We start from the raw sequence: 18,662 nt of genomic DNA on the forward strand, positions 1-18,662 counted from the left end.
CACGAGGGAAACGACGACATGCGCCAGATGACCGGCACGATCCAGGACTACGCGTGGGGCACCACGGACGCGATCCCGCAGCTGCTGGGCGTCGAGCCCACCGGGGAGCCGCAGGCCGAGTACTGGCTGGGCGCCCACTCCTGCGCACCGTCGATCGTCGAGGGTCAACCGCTCGACCAGATGATTGCGAGCAACCCCGCCATCGTCGGCGAGGCGAGCACCGAACGTTTCGGGGACTGCCTGCCCTACCTGCTCAAACTGCTCTCGGCCAACAAGGCCCTCTCCCTGCAGGCTCACCCCACCCGCGAGCAGGCCGAGGAGGGTTTCGCCCGCGAGAACGCCGACGGAGTCGCGCTCGACGACCCGGAGCGCACCTACAAGGACTCGTGGCCCAAGCCCGAGATGATGCTCGCGCTCACCCCCTTCGAGGCGCTGTGCGGATTCCGGGAGCCGGCCGAGACGGTCGCACTCTTCGAGGCCCTGAACGTGCCGGGCCTGCACCAGATGGTCAAACCCTTGATGATGCGCTCCGGCGGCGCCGGTCTGGCGGAGGTCTTCCTGGACGCCCTGACCGTCAGCGACGAGCGTCGTCAGCTGACCGTGGAGGTCGTGGCCCGCGCCGTCCAGCACGTCGAGGACGAGGACGAGGTTGGACGCTTGTCACGGATGGCGGTGCTGCTCGACGAGTCCTACCCCGGTGACCCGACGATCCTGGCGGCGCTGTTGATGAACCAGATCACGCTGCAGCCCGGCGATGCAATCTTCCTGCCCGCCGGCAACCTGCACGCCTACGTCCAGGGGACGGGTGTGGAGGTCATGGCCAACTCCGACAACGTGCTGCGCGGTGGGCTGACCCGCAAGCACATCGACGTGGACGAGCTGGTTCGGGTCGTGGACTTCGACGCCGCGCCTGTCGAGCTCGTCCGCACCGAGCCGGTGGCGCCCGGCCTGACCCGTTACCTCACCCCCGCCCCGGAGTTCGTGCTCTGGCGACTGGACGCTGAGGGCCAGGCGGTCGAGCTGCCGGCCAGCGGGCTCGGACGGGTGCTGCACGTGATCGACGGCGAGTTCACCGGCCAGGACGGAACCGTGCTGGGCAAGGGCAGGTCGGCCTTCATCGAGGCCGGCGAGCAGGCGTCGGTGACCGGCACCGGGCTGGCCTTCCTGGCAGCGCCCGGCGTGTGAGGCTGAGCACGAAAGGAGCCCCCGGAGGGAGTCGAACCCTCGACCGCTCGCTTACAAGGCGAGTGCTCTGGCCGCTGAGCTACGGAGGCGTGCGGCCGGAGCCGCTCGCAACATTGTGCCCAGACACAGCGGCACTGTCTAAACCACCGGGTCGAGACGGTCGACCCCGTTGAAGCGAAGGAAGCTGACCTTGACCGACCAGACGATCGAACCCGGCACCTGGGAACAGGTGGTCGCGTCCAACCCGAACCACGCGCGCAACTACGCAGAGCGATTCCGCAGGATGGCTGCCGAGGGTGCCGACCTGCTGGGTGAGGCGCGGTTCGTGGACGCGATGGCGCCGCGTCAGGCGCACATCCTGGACGCGGGCTGCGGCCCGGGTCGACACGCTGGTGAGCTCGCCAGCCGCGGTCACCGCGTCGTCGGGGTTGACCTTGATCCACATCTGGTCGAGGTGGCCCGCGCCGAGGCGCCTGGCCCCGACTACTTCGTCGGCAACCTGCACACCCTCGACCTGCCTGCCCAGGGCGTCGAGGAGCCCTTCGACATCATCCTGTGCGCCGGCAACGTCATCGCCTTCCCGGCGCCCAGCAGCCGTCGTCCGATCCTGTCGCGTTTCGCCGCGCACCTGAAGGACGACGGACGCGCGGTGATCGGGTTCAGCGCGGGCCGCAACTACGACTTCGGCGAGTTCGTGGCCGATGCGGACGCGTCAGGCCTCGCCCTCCAGGTCGGGCTCGCCAGCTGGGACCTCAAGCCCTTCGAGGAGGGCTCCAACTTCCTGGTCGCGATCCTCGGCAAGTCCTGAGCCTTCTGCGGCCACGGATGCTGCCCTAGGGTGGCCAGATGACCCAGATCGAGATCGTCCGGGGCGACATCACGACCCTCGAGGTGGATGCCGTGGTGAATGCCGCCAACTCTGGGCTGATGGGCGGAGGCGGCGTCGACGGCGCCATCCACCGCGCGGGCGGGCCACAGGTGCTGGCCGCCTGCAGGCAGCTGCGCGACACCTCGCTGCCCGACGGGCTGCCGGCCGGGCAGGCGGTGGCCACGACAGCCGGACGGATGCCCGCGCGCTGGGTGATCCACACCGTCGGGCCCGTGTGGGCGAAGACGATCGACAAGTCGGAGACGCTGGCCTCCTGCTACCGGGAGTCGCTGCGGGTGGCCGACGAGCTGGGCGCCGCCAGCGTCGCCTTCCCCACCATCTCGGCCGGGGTCTACGGCTGGCCGATGGACGATGCCACGCGCATCGCCGTCGAGACCGTGCGATCCACGCCGACCACAGCCGAGCGCGTGCTGCTGGTGGCATTCAACGAGGCCGCCGAGCAGGGCTATCGGGACGCGCTGGGTCAGTCCGAGGTGGGCTGATCGTCCAGGTCATCGTCCTCGGTGTTCTTGGGGACGACCGGCACCTGGCCGGGGTTGATCGTCATCCAGCCGCCACCCGCCACGGCGCCCGTGGTGAATGACGCCGTACCGAAGGACGGGGTGACCGACTCGGCCGCAGCGCCCTTGGGACGCGGGGGCGCACCGGGGGTGACGGGCTTGGCAGCGGCACCCAGGGCGGCCTCGAGGGCCTGCGCGATCGCCGAAGGGTTGGGCTTGTGCTTGCGGATCTCAGCCATCTCAGGCCTGCTGCTTTCGTGAGTTGTGCACGCTCGTGCCGACGATGAACACGAGCAGCGCGATGGCGACGTAGTTTGCGTACTTGGCGTAGGTCTTCAGCAGTGCGACGGCCGGTTCGCCGACCCACCACCCAAAGGCGAAGTAGAGCGCGAGCCAGCAGGTGCTGGCGATGAGGTCGAGCAGCATGAACTTCTTCCAGCCCATGCCGGTGGCGCCGGCGAGCACGAAGATCACCTGCATCAGCGGCAACGGGATCGGGATGTAGGCGACGAACATGCCGAGCCAACCCATCTTCTGCGCCCAGCGCTCGGCCCGGGCGTAGTTGCGGGCGGCGCGCTTGCTCTGCCCGGCCCACACCTCGATCATGCCGCGGCCCCACAGCTTGCCGGCCCACCAGAACACCCAGTCGAACTTGATCGACATCAGCGAGCCGGCCAGCAGCGCCAGCCACCAGTACCAGGGCTGCAGGCCCTGGGAGGTGAGCGCACCGAGCGCGGCGGTGCCGGAGCGGGATCCGGTAAGGGCCACCAGCAGCGGCGGGTTGAGCCCGAGCAGCCAGCCGCGCAACGGCAGCATGGCCAGCCCGAACAGGCCCATGAACATGATCCAGCCCATGCACTGCTTGTCAGCCTTGGTGGGCTCGTTCTTCCACGGCATGCCTGGTTGGTCCCACCACTGGTTCTCCGGCTCGGATGCGGCCGTCGTCGTACCCGCCGACGCATCGGGCATCGCGTCGGCCGGCCGGGTGCCCCCGACGGGCTCAGGACGTGCGGCCCACGGATCGGGCGGCTGGGTGCTCACGGGGCAAGGCTACCCGGGCTTTCGCGACCAGTGCCCACACCCGATTCCCGTCCGAACAGCCCGGCAACAACCCGACCGACAGTGCCAGCCCGCCCCAGTGGTGGATGGTCGCCGGCGCCAGCCGTTGCCCCAACTCCGGGCGATGTGGGCGGCCTCGTGGACCCACGAGGTGGCCAGCAGGGTGCAGCTCGCGACCAGCACCAGGCCCAGAGGCGGGGCGCCAAAGTGGCCGACAGCCGCCGTCTTCCATCTCTCCCACGAAGACGACCCGCCTGCCGACTACCTGGAGATCTTTGCGGCGGCGGACGTCAACCTTCGACCACCTCACGGGCCGCGGTGAACGCGTCCGCCGCGGCCACGAGGTCGTCGCGGGTGAGCGCGGCCGACATCTGGGTGCGGATCCGCGCCTTGCCCCTGGGCACCACCGGGTAGGAGAAGGCCCGCACGTACACTCCCCGGGCCAGGATCTCGTCGGCCATCCGGGCCGCCGTGGTGGCATCGCCGACCATGATCGGGACGATCGCGTGGTCACTCTCGGGCACCTCGAAGCCGCGGCGCACCATCTCGGCGCGGAACCAAGTGGTGTTCTCGTCCAGCTTCTTGATCAACTCGCCGCCGCCCTTGAGCATCTCGATCGTCTCCAGCGCGGCGGCCGTGATGGCCGGGGCCAGGGAGTTCGAGAACAGGTAGGGACGCGAGCGCTGGCGCAGCATCTCCACGATCTCGCGGTGCGCCGAGGTGTAGCCGCCCGAGGCGCCACCCAGGGCCTTGCCCAGGGTTCCGGTGATGATGTCGACGCGGTCCTGCACGCCAAAGCGCTCGGGAGTGCCGGCGCCGCTGCGGCCGACGAATCCGACGGCATGCGAGTCGTCCACCATGACCATCGCGTCGTACCTGTCGGCCAGGTCGCAGATCTCGTCCAGCGGGGCGACGTAGCCGTCCATCGAGAACACGCCGTCGGTGGCGATCACGCGGCGGCGACAGTCCTGCGCGGCGACCAGCTGGGCCTCGAGGTCGGCCATGTCGCGGTTCCGGTAGCGCAACCGGCGCGCCTTGCTGAGGCGTACGCCGTCAATGATCGAGGCGTGGTTGAGCTCGTCGGAGATGATCGCGTCCTGCTCGGCGCACAGCACCTCGAACAGCCCGCCGTTGGCGTCGAAGCAGGACGAGTACAAGATCGTGTCGCGCTCGACCTGCCCGGGGAACAGGAAACCGGTGAGCGCCTCCTCGAGGCGCTTGTGCAGGTCTTGCGTGCCGCAGATGAAGCGCACCGAGGCCATGCCGAAGCCCCATTCGTCCAGAGCTTGCTTGGCCGCCGCGACCAGGCGGGGCGAGTCGGCCAGACCCAGGTAGTTGTTGGCGCACAGGTTGATCACGTCGCGCCCGTCGACGGTGATGTGTGCCGACTGGGCGCCCTGCAGCGGGGCCTCGTACTTGTACAGCCCGTCGGACTTCAGCTGTTCCAGCTCGGTGGCTAGCTCATTCCTGGTGGACGAGTACATGTCAGCTCCATTCCATGATCACCTTGCCACCGCGACCATTGCCGGCGGTGGTGAAGGCCTGTTCGAAGTCGGTGTGGTGGAAGCGGTCGGTGATGACGCCGGAGATGTCGAGGCCGCTGCTGATCAGCACGCTCATCGCGTACCAGGTCTCGAAGATCTCGCGTCCCGTGACACCCTTGAGGGTCAGCATGTTGAAGATGATCTTGCTGAAGTCGATCGTGGTCGGCTTGGACGGGGTACCCAGCAATGCGATCCGGCCACCATGGGTCATGTTGTCGATCATGTCCGACAGCGCTACCCCGGAGCCGGACATCTCCAGCCCGATGTCGAAACCCTCCTTCATGGCGAAGCGCTCGAAGACCTCCGACATGGGCGTCTGCGCCGGGTTGACGGTGTGCGGCAGGCCGAGCGACGCGGCCAGATCCAGTCGCTGCGAGGAAAGGTCGGACACCACGACGTGTCGGGCGCCGGCGAACTGGGCCACCAGCGCGGCCATGATGCCGATCGGTCCGGCGCCGGTGACCAGCACATCCTCGCCCAGGCAGGGAAACTGCAGGGCCGTGTGCACGGCGTTCCCGAAGGGGTCGAAGATGGCGGCGACGTCCTCGCTGACGCCGGAGCGGTGCACCCACACATTGCTGGCGGGCATCGCGAAGTACTCACTGAAGCAGCCGGGCACCATGTAGCCGATGCCCTGGGTGTTGCGGCACAGGTGCCGCTTGCCGGCCAGGCAAGCGCGGCACCGGCCACAGACATAGTGGCCCTCGCCGGAGACGAACTGGCCGACCTCCAGGTCGGTGACGGCAGAGCCCAACTGCACGATCTCGCCACAGAACTCGTGCCCGATCACCAGCGGGGCCGAGACCACGCGCTGCGCCCACTCGTCCCAGTTGTTGATGTGCAGATCGGTGCCGCAGATCCCCGTCTTCTTGACCTTGATCAAGACCTCATTGGGCCCAACCTCGGGTTCGGGCACTTCCTTGAGCTCGAGACCCGGACCTGCGGTCGACTTCACCAGAGCCTTCACAATTCACTCCTCAGGTTCGTTGTTGCTGAAAATACTCCGGTCGGCCCCGGTGTCCAACCGCAAGACTGTTGGCTTTGGCAGGATGTGTCGGCAGACTGTGCCCCATGGCAGTCAGCGCCTTCGACATGTTCAAGATCGGCATCGGCCCGTCGTCCTCCCACACGGTCGGCCCAATGCGCGCGGCTGCCCGCTTCGCGGCAGAGTTGCCGCCCGAGGTCCGGTGCCGAGTCGCCCGAGTCAGGGCCCAACTCTTCGGCTCCCTGGGCGCCACCGGGCACGGCCATGGCTCCCGCCCAGCCGTCATCTTGGGGCTCGAGGGTGAATTGCCCGAGAGCGTCGACACCACCACCGCCGCTGCGCGGGCGGACGAGGTGATCAGCGGCCATCGCCTGCGCTTGGGTGGCGCGTCCGGCATCGAGATCAACTTCGACGAGAACACCGACCTGGTGCTGCATCGGCGCGAGCGCCTGCCCTTCCATCCCAATGGCATGACCTTCGATGCCTGGGACGAGGCGGGCGCTGTCGTCGCCTCTCGAACCTTCTACTCCATCGGTGGTGGTTTCGTGCTGGAGGATGACGGCTCGGGCCAGCCAAGCCTGCAACACGACGCCCGTCCGGTGCCCTTTCCCTTCCGCAGTGGCGAGGAATTGTTGGAGCACTGCCGTGACCACCGCATGTCGATCGCCGAGGTGCAGATGGGCAACGAGCTGGCGCTGGGCCGCACCGAGGAGGAGGTGCGCGAGGGGCTGCTGCACATCTGGCAGGTGATGGACGGCTGCATCGCAGCCGGTTGCGCCACCTCCGGGGTGCTGCCGGGTGGGCTGAAGGTGCGCCGCCGCGCGCACCGCATGCACAAGGACCTGGCCGCTCGGAGCAAGGCGCCGGTGGTCACGATCGACCCGCTGGCCGCGATGGACTGGCTGACCCTGTGGGCGCTCGCGGTCAATGAGGAGAATGCCGCCGGCGGACGCATCGTCACGGCACCGACGAATGGCGCAGCCGGCATCATCCCGTCCGTCCTGAAGTATGTGATGACCTACTTGCCCAATGCCGGGGAGTGGGCACCTGTCGACTTCCTGCTGAGCGCCGCCGCGATCGGGGCGATCTACCAGCAGTCGGCGTCGATCTCGGGCGCCGAGGTCGGATGCCAGGGCGAGGTGGGCGTGGCCTGTTCGATGGCGGCCGCCGGGCTGTGCGAGGTGCTGGGCGGCAGCCCTCAGCAGGTGAGCAATGCTGCGGAGATCGGCCTGGAGCACCATCTGGGGCTCACCTGCGACCCCGTCGGGGGCCTGGTGCAGATTCCCTGCATCGAGCGCAATGCGGTGGCCGCCGTGCAGGCGATCACTGCGGCGCGACTCGCCCTGCAGGGTGACGGGGCGCAGGTCGTGAGCCTCGACCAGGTGATCAAGACGATGATGATGACCGGCAAGGACATGTCGACCAAGTACAAGGAGACCGCCCGCGGCGGTCTGGCGGTCAACATCGTCGAGTGCTGATCAGCCGCCCGGTGCAACCCGGGGCTGGCAACCGTGGAGGCTGCCGTACGACCACGAGCACGCGCCACAGTCTGCGGCGGCCGTGCGCACGAGTGCGGCGGGGGTGCGAGGGGTCATCCCCTCACCGATCAGACTGCGTGGTACTTGATGGTGCGACGGGGCTCGGCCATCAGGTCGGCGACGTCTTCACGCCACTTCAGGTAGTGCGCCTGGGTCTTGTGGAATTCCAGGTCCTCGGGGTCGTCGTAGTGCTCGACCAGGCAGAAGATCGTCGGGTCGTCGTCCGACTGGATGCAGTCGAAGACCTGGACCCCCGGCTCCTGGCGGCTGGCCTCGGCATTCGCCAGCGATGCAGCCTTGAAGGCCTCGACGCCGTCGTCGGTGGTGTGGACATTGCAGTGGACGATGAGCATGGTCATCCCCGTTCTGCGGCGGTGGCCGCGCGCTTGATAACTGTTTGACCACACATTAGTGACCCCCCTGCCGAGTGGGGCGTGGGCTGTGGGAGAGTGTCCCAATGGACCTCGCAGAGGCCCATTCCACTACGGATCGTCGGGCACGTACCTGCCCGTGGAAAGGAAGTATGCCGTTATGGCAGCTGTTTCGTTCAGGGACGCCACGCGCGTCTACCCCGGTGCCGACCGCGCCGCCGTCGACAAGCTCAACCTGGAGATCGGCGATGGCGAGTTCATGGTTCTCGTCGGCCCCTCCGGCTGTGGCAAGTCCACCAGCCTCCGCATGCTGGCCGGCCTCGAAGAGGTCAACGCGGGCAACATCTTCATCGGCGACCGTGACGTCACCGACCTGCCCCCGAAGGATCGCGACATCGCGATGGTCTTCCAGAACTACGCCCTGTACCCCCACATGACCGTGGCGGACAACATGGGCTTCGCGCTGAAGATGCAGAACGTCCCCAAGGACCAACGCACCGCGCGCGTCCAGGAGGCCGCCAAGCTCCTCGGCCTGGAGGACTTCCTCAACCGCAAGCCGAAGGCGCTCTCCGGTGGTCAGCGCCAGCGCGTCGCCATGGGTCGCGCCATCGTCCGCAACCCGCAGGTCTTCCTGATGGACGAGCCGCTGTCGAACCTCGACGCCAAGCTGCGCGTGCAGACCCGTACCCAGATCGCTGCCCTGCAGTCGCGCCTGGGCGTCACCACCGTCTATGTGACCCACGACCAGGTCGAGGCCATGACGATGGGTGACCGCGTCGCCGTCATGAAGGACGGCTTGCTGCAGCAGGTCGACAGCCCGTTGGCGCTGTACGACACGCCGAAGAACCTCTTCGTGGCCGGCTTCATCGGCTCGCCCGCCATGAACCTGATGGAGGGCAAGGTAGTCGACGGCGGCGTCAAGGTCGGTGACTACGTCGTACCCGTTGCCCGGGAGATCCTCGACCGCGCGCCGGGCGAGCAGACGTTGACTGTGGGCATCCGTCCCGAGGCCTTCAACATCGCGCAGGACGGCCAGGGCATCGGCCTGGACGTCGCGGTGGTTGAGGATCTGGGCGCCGACGCCTACCTCTACGGCACCCTGTCGGGCCTGTCCGAGGACGAGCGCATCACCGCCCAGCAGATGGTGGCGCGCATCTCGTCCCGCCAGGCTCCCCAGCGTGGCAACGCGGTTCGCCTGTCCGTGGACCCGCAGAATGTGCACGTGTTCAGCAACGCCACCCAGGAGCGCATTTCCTGAAGCACGACCCCCCGAGAGGGCAACAGGAGCCCCCGTCGCATGCAGCGGCGGGGGCTCCTGCTCGTCCGAGGGGTGGGGATGAGCGATCAGTTCACGCTGACGTGGACATGGTCATAGTGGTTGGCCGTGACGCCGCCCCGGTCGGACATGGCACGCCAGCCCTCGGAGCTGCGCTGGACACTCCAGATGTGCTGGCTCCAGATCACGTACTTCACGCCCAGCTCCTCCGCGTGCTCCTGCAGGTAGGCGGCGATCTCGTCGCCGAGCGCCTTGCCTTCGGCGGTCGAGTAGTCAGGGATCATCAGGTCCACCGCGTGGCCGGTGCCATGGTCCTGGGCGTCCGATCCGGAGCGCAGACCGCCAATGGAGGTGATCTCGGGGAAGTCGCCGCTGATCGCCTGGATCACCTTGACGGCGTTCGCCGACAGCCCGGCCGTGCTGACCGTGGTCGAGCTGGCGTAGTTCACGGCAGTCGACGAGGTGGAGGCAGCGGCAGTGGTCGCGCTCGATGAGGACGTCCCGCTCGAGGCGGACGTCGTGCTCGACGAGGACGTCGTGGCGCTGACCAGCGCGGTGCGAACGGGTGCCGTTGCAGCCGTCCGGGTGCCGGTGGCGGTCGATGCCTTCTTCAGCTGGGCGTAGCTCGTTGTCGTCGCGGCGGAGGCCTTGGGAGCGAAGCGATCGGTGGTACTGGGAGCGGAGCGATCGGCGGTGCTGGGAGCGAAGCGATCGGTGGTACTGGGAGCGAAGCGATCGGCGGTGCTGGGAGCGAAGCGATCGGTGGTACTGGGAGCGAAGCGATCGGTGGTGCTGGGAGCCGGACGCTGGGCGTCGGTGCTGGGCTTCGTCCCGGACGACCGATGCCCCGACTGGTCAGGGCCGGTGGAGGCCTGGGCAGTGGTGACCAGTCCGCCGGCCATGATGGCCGTGGTGGCGAGGGTGGCGGCTGCCCTGCGGGTGGTGATGAGTGCCATGGGACGTCTCCTTGATGGTTCTGGGCTTGATGGTTCTGGGGCGACATGAGCGCCCCGGCTGGTCCTTCCAGCAGTCTTGCGGCGCCCTCGAAAGTAGGTTCACCTGAGAGAAAGCCCAAGGAAAACTGAGTAATTCACATTTTTTGTGACGTGGCTGTCCGGTCTCTGAGTGCCCATGGATCTCCTACCTTGCTCATATAGCCTCGTGGAATGAACTTTGAGCCCAGCAGGATGACCCGTGGCCTCGTCTCCGGACTGAACTCGGACCCCCTGGGCGCGGTCATCCCCCCGATCTACCTGAGCACCAACTACGGCTTCGACTTCCCCGGTGACGCGCCTGACTACGACTACGTCCGCGCCGGCAACCCAACCCGTCGCGCACTGGAGGAGGCCCTGGCCACCCTCGAGGGCGGTGCTGGATGCACCACCACCGCCAGCGGCATGGCCGCGGTGACGCTCGTCGTCGAGACCTTCGTACCGGTCGGCGGACGCGTCATCGCCCCGCACGACTGCTACGGCGGCACCTGGCGACTGCTTCAGCGACTGGCCGACAAGGGACGCCTGGAGCTGGACTTGGTGGACCTGACCGACCTCGATGCCGCCCGGGCAGCCCTCGCGACGCCCGCCGCACTGGTCTGGGTGGAAACCCCGTCCAACCCCCTGATGCGCCTCACCGACACGGCCGCCATCGCGGCCGCTCGTCCCGAGGGCGCGCTGCTGGTGGTGGACAACACCTTCTGTTCGCCGGCACTGCAGCGTCCCTTCGAGCACGGCGCCGACCTGGTCGTCCACTCGACCACCAAGTTCATCAACGGCCACAGCGACTCCCTTGGTGGTGCGGTGATCGCGGCCAGCCCCGAGCACGCCGAGGAGCTGGCCATCTGGTGCAACACCCTCGGCCTGCCCGGAGCGGCCTTCGACGCCTGGCTGACCTTGCGCGGGCTGCGCACGCTGGACGCCCGGATGCGTGTGCACGAAGAGAATGCAGCCGCCGTGGTGGCCGCGCTGGTGGCACACCCGGCCGTCACGGCCGTGCATCACCCGTCCCTGCCGGAGCATCCCGGTCACGAGCTGGCCGCGCGCCAGCAGTCCGGTTTCGGATCCGTGCTGAGCTTCGAGATCGCCGGTGGACTGCCGGCGGTCACGGCCTTCGCCAAGGCCCTGCAGGTGTTCACACTGGCCGAGTCATTGGGCGGCACCGAGAGCCTGGCTGCCCACCCGGCGACGATGACGCACGCGTCCATGCCGCCAAAGATCCAGGCGGCGGCTGGCATCACCGACGGACTGGTCCGTCTGTCCGTGGGGCTCGAACAACCCGAAGACCTGGTCGCCGACCTGGTCCAGGCCCTGGACGCCACAACCGCTGGGTGAATCCCATTCGGTGTCCAGCCAGGGAAACGACTGGCAGACTGGTCAGGTGCCTAGATTCCTGTCGGCCAAGCCGGACGCCGGACTGATCCCGCTGCCCTGGGGCACCCCGCTGGAGGAATGGCCGGTCGACCTCCTGGTGGCGCTCCCCCGCGGCATCTCGCGACACGTCGTGCGCTTCATCCGCGTGGACGACACGGTCTACGCGGCCAAGGAGGTCATCGAGCACCTGGCGATCCACGAGTACCGGATGCTGCACGACCTGATGCGGCTGGGCACTCCGTCCGTGGAACCCACCGGCGTCGTGACCGGGCGCCTCACCCCGGACGGTCGTCCGCTGGACCCCGTCCTGATCACCCGGCACCTTCAGTTCTCGCTGCCCTACCGCGCGCTGTTCAGCCAGGGTGTTCGCCAGGAGACGGTGATGAGGCTGCTGGATGCGCTCGTCGTGCTGCTGGCCCGCCTGCACCTGCTGGGCTTCCTGTGGGGCGACGTCTCGCTGTCCAATGTGCTGTTCCGACGGGACGCGGGCGAGTTCGCCGCCTACCTCGTGGACGCCGAGACCGGTGAGCTGCACACCCAGCTCAGCGATGGCCAGCGCGAACACGACCTGGCCATCGCACGCACCAACCTCTTCGGCGAGTTCTGCGACCTCGAGGCCGGCGGGATGCTCGATGAGGCGCTCGACCCGCTGGTGCTGGTCGAGACGATCGAGGCCCGCTACCGGGAACTGTGGAACGAGCTGACCGGGGCCGAGGAGTTCGCCGGCTCGGAACTGCACCGGATCGAGTCACGCGTCCGGCGGCTCAATGCACTGGGCTATGACGTCGCCGAGCTGGACATCCAGACCTCCCCGGACGGGCACACGATCCGGCTGCAACCCAAGGTCGTCGACGCCGGCCACCACAGCCGACGCCTGATGCGCCTGACCGGGATCGACGCCGAAGAGAACCAGGCCCGACGCCTGCTCAACGACCTCGACACCTACCGGGCGCGCAACAACCTGCAGAACATGGACGAGGCGGTGGTGGCCCACAAGTGGCTCACCGAGAGCTACGAACCGGTCATCGCCACCATCCCCCTCGACCTGACCGGCAAACGCGATGCGGCACAGTTCTTCCACGAGGTGCTCGACTACCGCTGGTATGCGTCCCAGCGTGTCTTCCGCGAGGTCCCCCTGGTCGAGGCGGCGCACGGCTACGTCAAGGACGTCCTGCGCAACCTGCCCGACGAGGCGATCAGCGCCGACGCGATGACCCAGGTCACCGAGGGACGAGTGCTGGAGAACCCCTACGACCCGAGCAAGGGCTTCGTGGACGAGTACGAGCAGAAGCCCTATGACCCCTGGGAGGACGGGATCGAGGTCGAGGAGCTCGGCCCCACGATGGGGTTCGACATCGACGCCCTGCGCGCCAAGGCCAAGGGCTGAGCCGAACGCCCTGCACATCGATCGTGCCCCCAGCTGGAACCCAGGTACTCCTGGAACCCAGCTGGGGGCACGGTCATCTTCGTCGACGTGGCTGGCCGGATGGTGGCGGCTGCGCCTGCCCTGGGCCCCCTCGTGAGCGGCTCTGGACCTGTCCTCGGGATCGGCCTCGTGAGCACCACCCGTTGGCAAAACTCTCGGCCATGGCCGCAATCTGCGCAACCGTATCCATGAAGATTGGTCATATTGCGCAGTACCGCACCCGCCAAGCCGTGCAGAATGGTCACATGTACCAGCTTGACGACACAGACCGCCGCATCCTGGCCACCCTCGACGAGGACCCTCGAATGTCCGTCCTGCTGCTGGCGCAGAAGACCGGCTTGGCCCGGGGCACCGTCCAGGCCCGGCTGGACCGCTACCGCGAGCATGGCGTGCTGCGGCTGGCGAGCACCCGCGTCTCACCTGCGGCACTGGGCTGTGCACTGGCGGCGACCGTCTCGGCCGAGCTCGACCAGCACAAACTGGAGGCGGCGATCACCGCGCTGCGACGCATTCCCGAGGTGCTCGAATGCTTCGCCCCCGCCGGCGGCACCGACCTGCTGTGCCGCGTGGTCGCCCGCAACCCGGACGACCTGTACCGCGTCAGCGAGGAGATCCGGCTCTGCCCCGGGATCCTGCGCACCTCCACCAGCGTCTTCCTGCGCGAGGTGGTGCCCTACCGCGTCCGTCCGTTGCTGGAGGCGGGCCCGCGTCCGACGACGAGTCGTCCAGGGCGCACCCACCGGTAGGATCACAGGGTGACCCTGCGCCTCTACGACACCGCCACCGGCTCCATCCGGGAGTTCGAGCCCCTCGAGCCCGGCAAGGTGTCGATCTACCACTGCGGCCTGACCGTGCAGTCGGCGCCGCACCTGGGACACATCCGCAAGGAGGTCGTCTTCGACGTCCTGCGTCGTTGGCTGGAGTTCAGCGGCAACGAGGTTTCCATCGTCGCGAACGTCACCGACATCGACGACAAGATCCTCGCCAAGTCGGCCGAGGCGGGCGTCCCGTGGTTCGCGCATGCCTACCGCTTCGAGAACGAACTGCACGAGGCCTACAAGTCGCTCGGCTGCCTGCCGCCCACCTACGAGCCCCGCGCCACCGGCCACATCCCCGAGATGGTGGAGCTGATCGAGGCGCTGGTCGCCGCCGGCCACGCCTACCCGGCCGCAGACGGATCGGGGGACGTCTACTTCGACGTCCAGTCGTGGCCCCGCTACGGCGAACTGTCGCACCAGAAGATCAACGACATGGAGCCGGCCGAGGACGCCGACCCGCGCGGCAAGCGCGACCCCCGCGACTTCGCGCTCTGGAAGGGCTACAAGGAGGGCGAACCCGCCACCGCGTCCTGGCCCTCGCCCTGGGGGCGCGGACGTCCGGGCTGGCACATCGAGTGCTCCGCGATGGCGGGCAAGTACCTCGGCGACACCTTCGACATCCACGGCGGTGGGCTCGACCTGCGCTTCCCGCACCACGAGAACGAGCTGGCCCAGTCGGCTGCGGCCGGTCGCGGCTTCGCCCGCTACTGGATGCACAACGCCTGGGTCACGATGTCCGGCGAGAAGATGAGCAAGTCGCTCGGCAACACCGCGCTGGTCAGCGAGGTCACCAAGACCTACAACCCGCGCGCCGTCCGCTTCTTCCTGCTCGCGCCGCACTACCGGTCCATGATCGAGTTCTCCCCCGCGGACGAGGCGTCGAAGGGCTCGCTGGTCGAGGCGGAGAAGGCGATCGAGCGGATTGACGGCTTCCTCACCCGCGCCCGCGCAGCTCGCGGCGAGAGCGCGACGACCGATGCTGCCCGCGACGCGATGCCGGCCGCGTTCAGCCAGGCGATGGACGACGACCTGGGCACCCCCAAGGCAGTCGCCACCTTGTTCGACGAGGTGAGCGCCGGCAACCGCGCTCTCGCCGAGGGCCGCAGTGACGAGGTGTCCGAGCACCTACTGGCCGTCGAGCTGATGCTGCGCGTCTTCGGCCTCGACCCCGCGGCACCCGAATGGGCCCATCTCGCCTCCGACAAGGGATCCGACTTGGAACCGGTGGTGGACGGTCTGGTCAAGAACCTGCTGGCGCAACGCGCCAAGGCCCGGGCCGCCAAGGACTGGGCTGCAGCCGACGCGATCCGCGACACGCTGGCCGAGGTCGGCCTCAAGATCACCGATACCCCCGAGGGCGCCACCTGGGCCCTGGAAGACAGGAACTGACATGGCGGGCAACTCCCAGCGTCGCGGCGCGACCACCAAGGGCAAGGGCAACACCGCAGGCTCCGGCGGACGCGTCCGCCGCGGTCTCGAGGGCAAGGGCCCCACTCCCAAGGCCGAGGACCGCACCTACCACAAGGCCTACAAGGCCAAGAAGGCCGCGACAGCCCGCCAGGCCACCGGCCAGGGACGTCCGTCCGGCGGCCGCGGGCAGGGTTCGCGTCCGGCTGGCAAGGTCGGCGCCGAGTGGGTGGTCGGTCGCAACCCGGTGCTCGAGGCGCTCAACGCCGGCATGCCGGTGAAGTCGGTCTACGTCGCCGAGGGCGCAGAGCGCGACGACCGCCTGCGCGACATCCTCAAGTTCTGCGCCGACGCTGGCCAGCCGGTGCTCCAGATCACCCGCAACGAACTGGACCGGTTGACCGGCGGCGCCGTGCACCAGGGCGTCTCGCTGCAGCTGCCCGCCTTCGAGTACGCGCACCCGGACGACGTGCTGGCCGACGCCTTCGAGGACGACGACCGCGAGCCGCTGGTGGTCTTCTGCGACGGCATCACCGACCCGCACAACCTGGGCGCGATCATCCGCTCGGCCGCGGCCTTCGGGGCGCACGGTGTCGTCATCCCGGAACGTCGCAGCGCGTCCATGACCGCCGTGACCTGGAAGTCGTCCGCCGGTGCCGCCGCGCGCATCCCGGTCGCCAAGTGCACCAACCTGAACCGGACGCTCGCCTCCTTCGCCGATGCGGGCTTCACCGTCGTCGGCCTGGCCGGTGAGGGCGAGCTCGAGGTCGGCGCCGTGCCCGGGCTGGACGGGCCCACCGTGCTGGTCGTCGGATCCGAGGGCGACGGGCTGGCCCGCCTCACCCGGGAGACCTGCGACGAGCTGGCGAAGATCCCGATCAGCTCGGCCGTCGAGAGCCTCAACGCGTCCGTGGCCACCTCGATCGCGCTCTATGAGATCACCAAGGTCCGCGGGGCCTGAGCCCGGCCCCTTCAACGCCGCCCGTGCATCCTGGACGCCACCCGTGCCCGGGTGGCGTTCATGGTTTGCGCCGCGCGTTCGCAGCGAAGGGAGGCGTTGACGATTGCCAGCGCTGCCCCGCGACGCGAGTCTGGGCCCATGCAGATCGACAACCGCGCCGAGCGCGCCGCCAGCTTCGGGACCATCGGGGAGCAGTACCACCGGCTGCGTCCCGGCTACCCCGGTGACGCCGTCGACTGGATGCTGTTCGCCGACCAAGGCCGCCTACCGGTGCGCGTCCTCGACCTCGGAGCGGGTACCGGCAAGCTGACCGATTCGCTGCTGGGCCGCGGTCTGGACGTCGTCGCGGCCGACCGGTCCGTGCAGATGCTGGACGTGCTGCGGCAGCGCCACCCCGGAGTCGAGGCGCATGTCGCGACCGCCGAGTCGCTGCCACTGCCCGATGACAGCGTGGACGCGGTGGTCATCGGCCAGGCCTGCCACTGGATGGACCCGCTGGTGGCGGGACCCGAGCTGGCGCGCGAGACCCCCACCCCGGGCCCCAGTTCGCACCGCTGGAGGAGAAGGTCTTCAGCTGGACCCGCCAGACCACCGGCGACGACTACCGTGAACTGCACACCACACACTCGGCCTGGCTGGTCGCCGACGAGGCCACCCGCGCCGACCGCCGCCGCCGTTGGGCCGAGATCCTGACCGACACCGGTCACACCGGCAGTTTCGAGCTGTCCTGCACCACCGAGGTCATGCGGACGCACCTGCTGTGACCCGATAGATTGGGAGCCGTCCCCCGGGGCTCCCAACCCGTGTCCCGGATCGTCCACCTGCACCCAGGAGCCCTCCGTGACCGATGCATCGTCCGTCGAGGCCGTGAATGCCCAGGCCAGCGCCGCCTACCAGCAGATCCTCGAGATCGTCGGAGGCGTCGAGCCCCGGATCGCCGAGGCCACCCGTCAGGAGCTGGCCGACCAGCGCTCCTCGCTGAAGCTGATCGCGTCCGAGAACTACGCCTCCCTGCCCACCCTGCTCACCATGGGCACCTGGCTGAGCGACAAGTACGCCGAGGGCACCGTCGGGCACCGTTTCTACGCCGGCTGCCAGAACATCGACTCCGTCGAGTCCATCGCGGCCGAGCACGCGCGCGAGCTCTTCGGCGCCGAGTACGCGTATGTCCAGCCCCACTCCGGCATTGACGCGAACCTGGTCGCCTACTGGGCGATCCTGAACAAGCGCATCGAGTCCCCGGAGCTGGAGCGTCTGGGCGCCAAGACCGTCAACGACCTCTCCGAGGCCGACTGGGAGACCCTGCGTCGCACCTTCAGCGAGCAGCGCGTGATGGGCATGAGCCTGGATGCCGGCGGCCACCTCACCCACGGCTTCCGCCACAACATCTCCGGCAAGATGTTCCACCAGCGCTCCTACGGCACCGATCCCGAGAGCCAGCTCATCGACTACGACAAGCTGCGTGCCGACGCCAAGGAGTTCAAGCCGCTGATCCTGATCGCCGGCTACTCGGCCTACCCCCGCCGCGTGAATTTCGCCACGATGCGCGAGATCGCGGACGAGGTGGGCGCCACCCTGTTCGTGGACATGGCCCACTTCGCGGGACTCGTTGCGGGCAAGGTCTTCACCGGTGACGAGAACCCGGTCCCCTTCGCGGACGTCGTGGGTTCCACCACCCACAAGTCGCTGCGCGGCCCCCGTGGCGGCTTCGTGCTGGCCACCAAGGAGTACTCCGAGTCGGTCGACAAGGGTTGCCCGATGGTGCTCGGCGGCCCGCTCAGCCACGTGATGGCAGCCAAGGCTGTCGCCTTCGCCGAGGCTCGCCAGCAGTCCTTTCAGGGTTACGCGCGCAACGTCGCCGACAACGCGAAGACACTGGCCGAGGGCCTGATGAAGCGCGGGGCCAAGCTCGTCACCGGCGGTACCGACAATCACCTGGTGCTGATCGACACCACCAGCTTTGGCCTGACCGGCCGGCAGGCCGAAAGCGCGCTGCTGGACTCTGGCGTCGTCACGAACCGCAACTCGGTGCCGAACGACCCCAACGGCGCCTGGTACACCTCCGGCGTGCGGATCGGCACCCCGGCGCTGACCAGCCGCGGATTCGGTGCGGACGAGTTCGACAAGGTCGCGGAGCTCATCGTCGACGTGCTGACCAACACCACTGCGATGACGGCCAGCAATGGCCAGCCCGGCAAGGCCAGGTACACCGTCGCCGGCGGCGTCGCCGACCGTACGAAGGCCGCCGCAGCCGAGCTGTTGGACGCCAACCAGCTCTACCCCGGCCTGGAGCTGTGACCCGGCGGTAGTTGCCCGACAGACGACCGAAGCCCCGGT

At 68.5% G+C, this 18,662-nt stretch carries 18 protein-coding genes and 1 tRNA gene; 12 read left to right on the forward strand and 7 right to left on the reverse strand.

From position 1 onward, the window contains the following. The first annotated feature begins 18 nt into the window (after nt 1–18). The gene (manA, locus tag ABD089_RS10770) at nt 19–1,185 is read left to right on the forward strand and encodes a mannose-6-phosphate isomerase, class I (protein WP_343886388.1); all 1,167 of its coding nucleotides are present in this window, start codon (nt 19–21) and stop codon (nt 1,183–1,185) included. A 16-nt stretch (nt 1,186–1,201) separates the two neighbouring features. Here manA and ABD089_RS10775 read toward each other — a convergent pair. After that, a tRNA-Thr gene (locus tag ABD089_RS10775) sits at nt 1,202–1,274 on the reverse strand. Between the two features lie 101 nt (nt 1,275–1,375). Between ABD089_RS10775 and ABD089_RS10780 the strand changes: the two genes are divergently transcribed. Next, on the forward strand, nt 1,376–1,993 hold the full coding sequence (locus ABD089_RS10780; protein WP_343886389.1) for a class I SAM-dependent methyltransferase: 618 nt from the start codon (nt 1,376–1,378) through the stop codon (nt 1,991–1,993). 38 nt (nt 1,994–2,031) lie between these two features. Beyond that, complete coding sequence (locus ABD089_RS10785; protein ID WP_343886390.1) at nt 2,032–2,556, forward strand: O-acetyl-ADP-ribose deacetylase; 525 nt, start codon at nt 2,032–2,034, stop codon at nt 2,554–2,556. On the opposite strand, the gene ABD089_RS10790 is transcribed toward ABD089_RS10785, so the two are convergent. The 4 genes from ABD089_RS10790 to tdh form a co-directional block, all read right to left on the reverse strand. Beyond that, entirely contained in the window at nt 2,538–2,813 is a 276-nt protein-coding gene (locus ABD089_RS10790) for a hypothetical protein (protein ID WP_343886391.1), read from the reverse strand. The two genes, ABD089_RS10785 and ABD089_RS10790, sit on opposite strands and share 19 nt — an antisense overlap. Nucleotide 2,814: 1 nt before the next feature. Further along, entirely contained in the window at nt 2,815–3,615 is an 801-nt protein-coding gene (locus tag ABD089_RS10795) for a DedA family protein (RefSeq protein ID WP_343886392.1), read from the reverse strand. Nucleotides 3,616–3,923: 308 nt separating this feature from the next. After that, complete coding sequence (locus tag ABD089_RS10800; RefSeq protein ID WP_343886394.1) at nt 3,924–5,117, reverse strand: glycine C-acetyltransferase; 1,194 nt, start codon at nt 5,115–5,117, stop codon at nt 3,924–3,926. A gap of 1 nt (nt 5,118) precedes the next feature. Then, nucleotides 5,119–6,144: an L-threonine 3-dehydrogenase gene (gene tdh, locus ABD089_RS10805; protein ID WP_343886395.1), complete on the reverse strand. Its 1,026-nt coding sequence runs from the start codon at nt 6,142–6,144 to the stop codon at nt 5,119–5,121. A gap of 104 nt (nt 6,145–6,248) precedes the next feature. Here tdh and ABD089_RS10810 point away from each other — a divergent pair, with 104 nt between their 5' ends. Further along, nucleotides 6,249–7,640 (forward strand): L-serine ammonia-lyase, encoded by a 1,392-nt coding sequence (locus ABD089_RS10810; RefSeq protein WP_343886396.1) that lies wholly within the window; start codon nt 6,249–6,251, stop codon nt 7,638–7,640. Nucleotides 7,641–7,768: 128 nt separating this feature from the next. Here ABD089_RS10810 and ABD089_RS10815 read toward each other — a convergent pair whose 3' ends face one another. Further along, entirely contained in the window at nt 7,769–8,059 is a 291-nt protein-coding gene (locus tag ABD089_RS10815; RefSeq protein ID WP_343886397.1) for a putative quinol monooxygenase, read from the reverse strand. 172 nt (nt 8,060–8,231) lie between these two features. Between ABD089_RS10815 and ABD089_RS10820 the strand changes: the two genes are divergently transcribed. Then, nucleotides 8,232–9,329, forward strand: a complete 1,098-nt coding sequence (locus tag ABD089_RS10820; RefSeq protein WP_343886398.1) for an ABC transporter ATP-binding protein — start codon at nt 8,232–8,234, stop codon at nt 9,327–9,329. An 86-nt stretch (nt 9,330–9,415) separates the two neighbouring features. Here ABD089_RS10820 and ABD089_RS10825 read toward each other — a convergent pair whose 3' ends face one another. Further along, complete coding sequence (locus tag ABD089_RS10825; protein ID WP_343886401.1) at nt 9,416–10,303, reverse strand: VldE C-terminal domain-containing protein; 888 nt, start codon at nt 10,301–10,303, stop codon at nt 9,416–9,418. A 210-nt stretch (nt 10,304–10,513) separates the two neighbouring features. Between ABD089_RS10825 and ABD089_RS10830 the strand changes: the two genes are divergently transcribed. From ABD089_RS10830 to ABD089_RS10860, 7 genes are all read left to right on the forward strand, one after another. Continuing rightward, on the forward strand, nt 10,514–11,674 hold the full coding sequence (locus ABD089_RS10830) for a PLP-dependent transferase (RefSeq protein ID WP_343886402.1): 1,161 nt from the start codon (nt 10,514–10,516) through the stop codon (nt 11,672–11,674). 46 nt (nt 11,675–11,720) lie between these two features. After that, the gene (locus ABD089_RS10835; RefSeq protein WP_343886403.1) at nt 11,721–13,100 is read left to right on the forward strand and encodes a DUF4032 domain-containing protein; all 1,380 of its coding nucleotides are present in this window, start codon (nt 11,721–11,723) and stop codon (nt 13,098–13,100) included. A 284-nt stretch (nt 13,101–13,384) separates the two neighbouring features. Continuing rightward, nucleotides 13,385–13,885: an Lrp/AsnC family transcriptional regulator gene (locus ABD089_RS10840; RefSeq protein WP_343886404.1), complete on the forward strand. Its 501-nt coding sequence runs from the start codon at nt 13,385–13,387 to the stop codon at nt 13,883–13,885. A 9-nt stretch (nt 13,886–13,894) separates the two neighbouring features. Beyond that, nucleotides 13,895–15,346 carry a cysteine--tRNA ligase gene (gene cysS, locus ABD089_RS10845; RefSeq protein ID WP_343886405.1) on the forward strand — a complete coding sequence of 484 codons (1,452 nt, stop codon included), beginning with the start codon at nt 13,895–13,897 and terminating at the stop codon, nt 15,344–15,346. 1 nt (nt 15,347) lies between these two features. Further along, nucleotides 15,348–16,325: a 23S rRNA (guanosine(2251)-2'-O)-methyltransferase RlmB gene (rlmB, locus tag ABD089_RS10850; RefSeq protein WP_343886406.1), complete on the forward strand. Its 978-nt coding sequence runs from the start codon at nt 15,348–15,350 to the stop codon at nt 16,323–16,325. 138 nt (nt 16,326–16,463) lie between these two features. Then, nucleotides 16,464–17,018 (forward strand): class I SAM-dependent methyltransferase, encoded by a 555-nt coding sequence (locus ABD089_RS10855; RefSeq protein WP_343886407.1) that lies wholly within the window; start codon nt 16,464–16,466, stop codon nt 17,016–17,018. 147 nt (nt 17,019–17,165) lie between these two features. Further along, entirely contained in the window at nt 17,166–18,623 is a 1,458-nt protein-coding gene (locus ABD089_RS10860) for a glycine hydroxymethyltransferase (RefSeq protein ID WP_343886409.1), read from the forward strand. The last annotated feature ends 39 nt before the right edge of the window (nt 18,624–18,662 follow it).

It is taken from the genome of Luteococcus sanguinis (genome assembly GCF_039527675.1).
Classification (GTDB): Bacteria; Actinomycetota; Actinomycetes; order Propionibacteriales; family Propionibacteriaceae; genus Luteococcus; species Luteococcus sanguinis.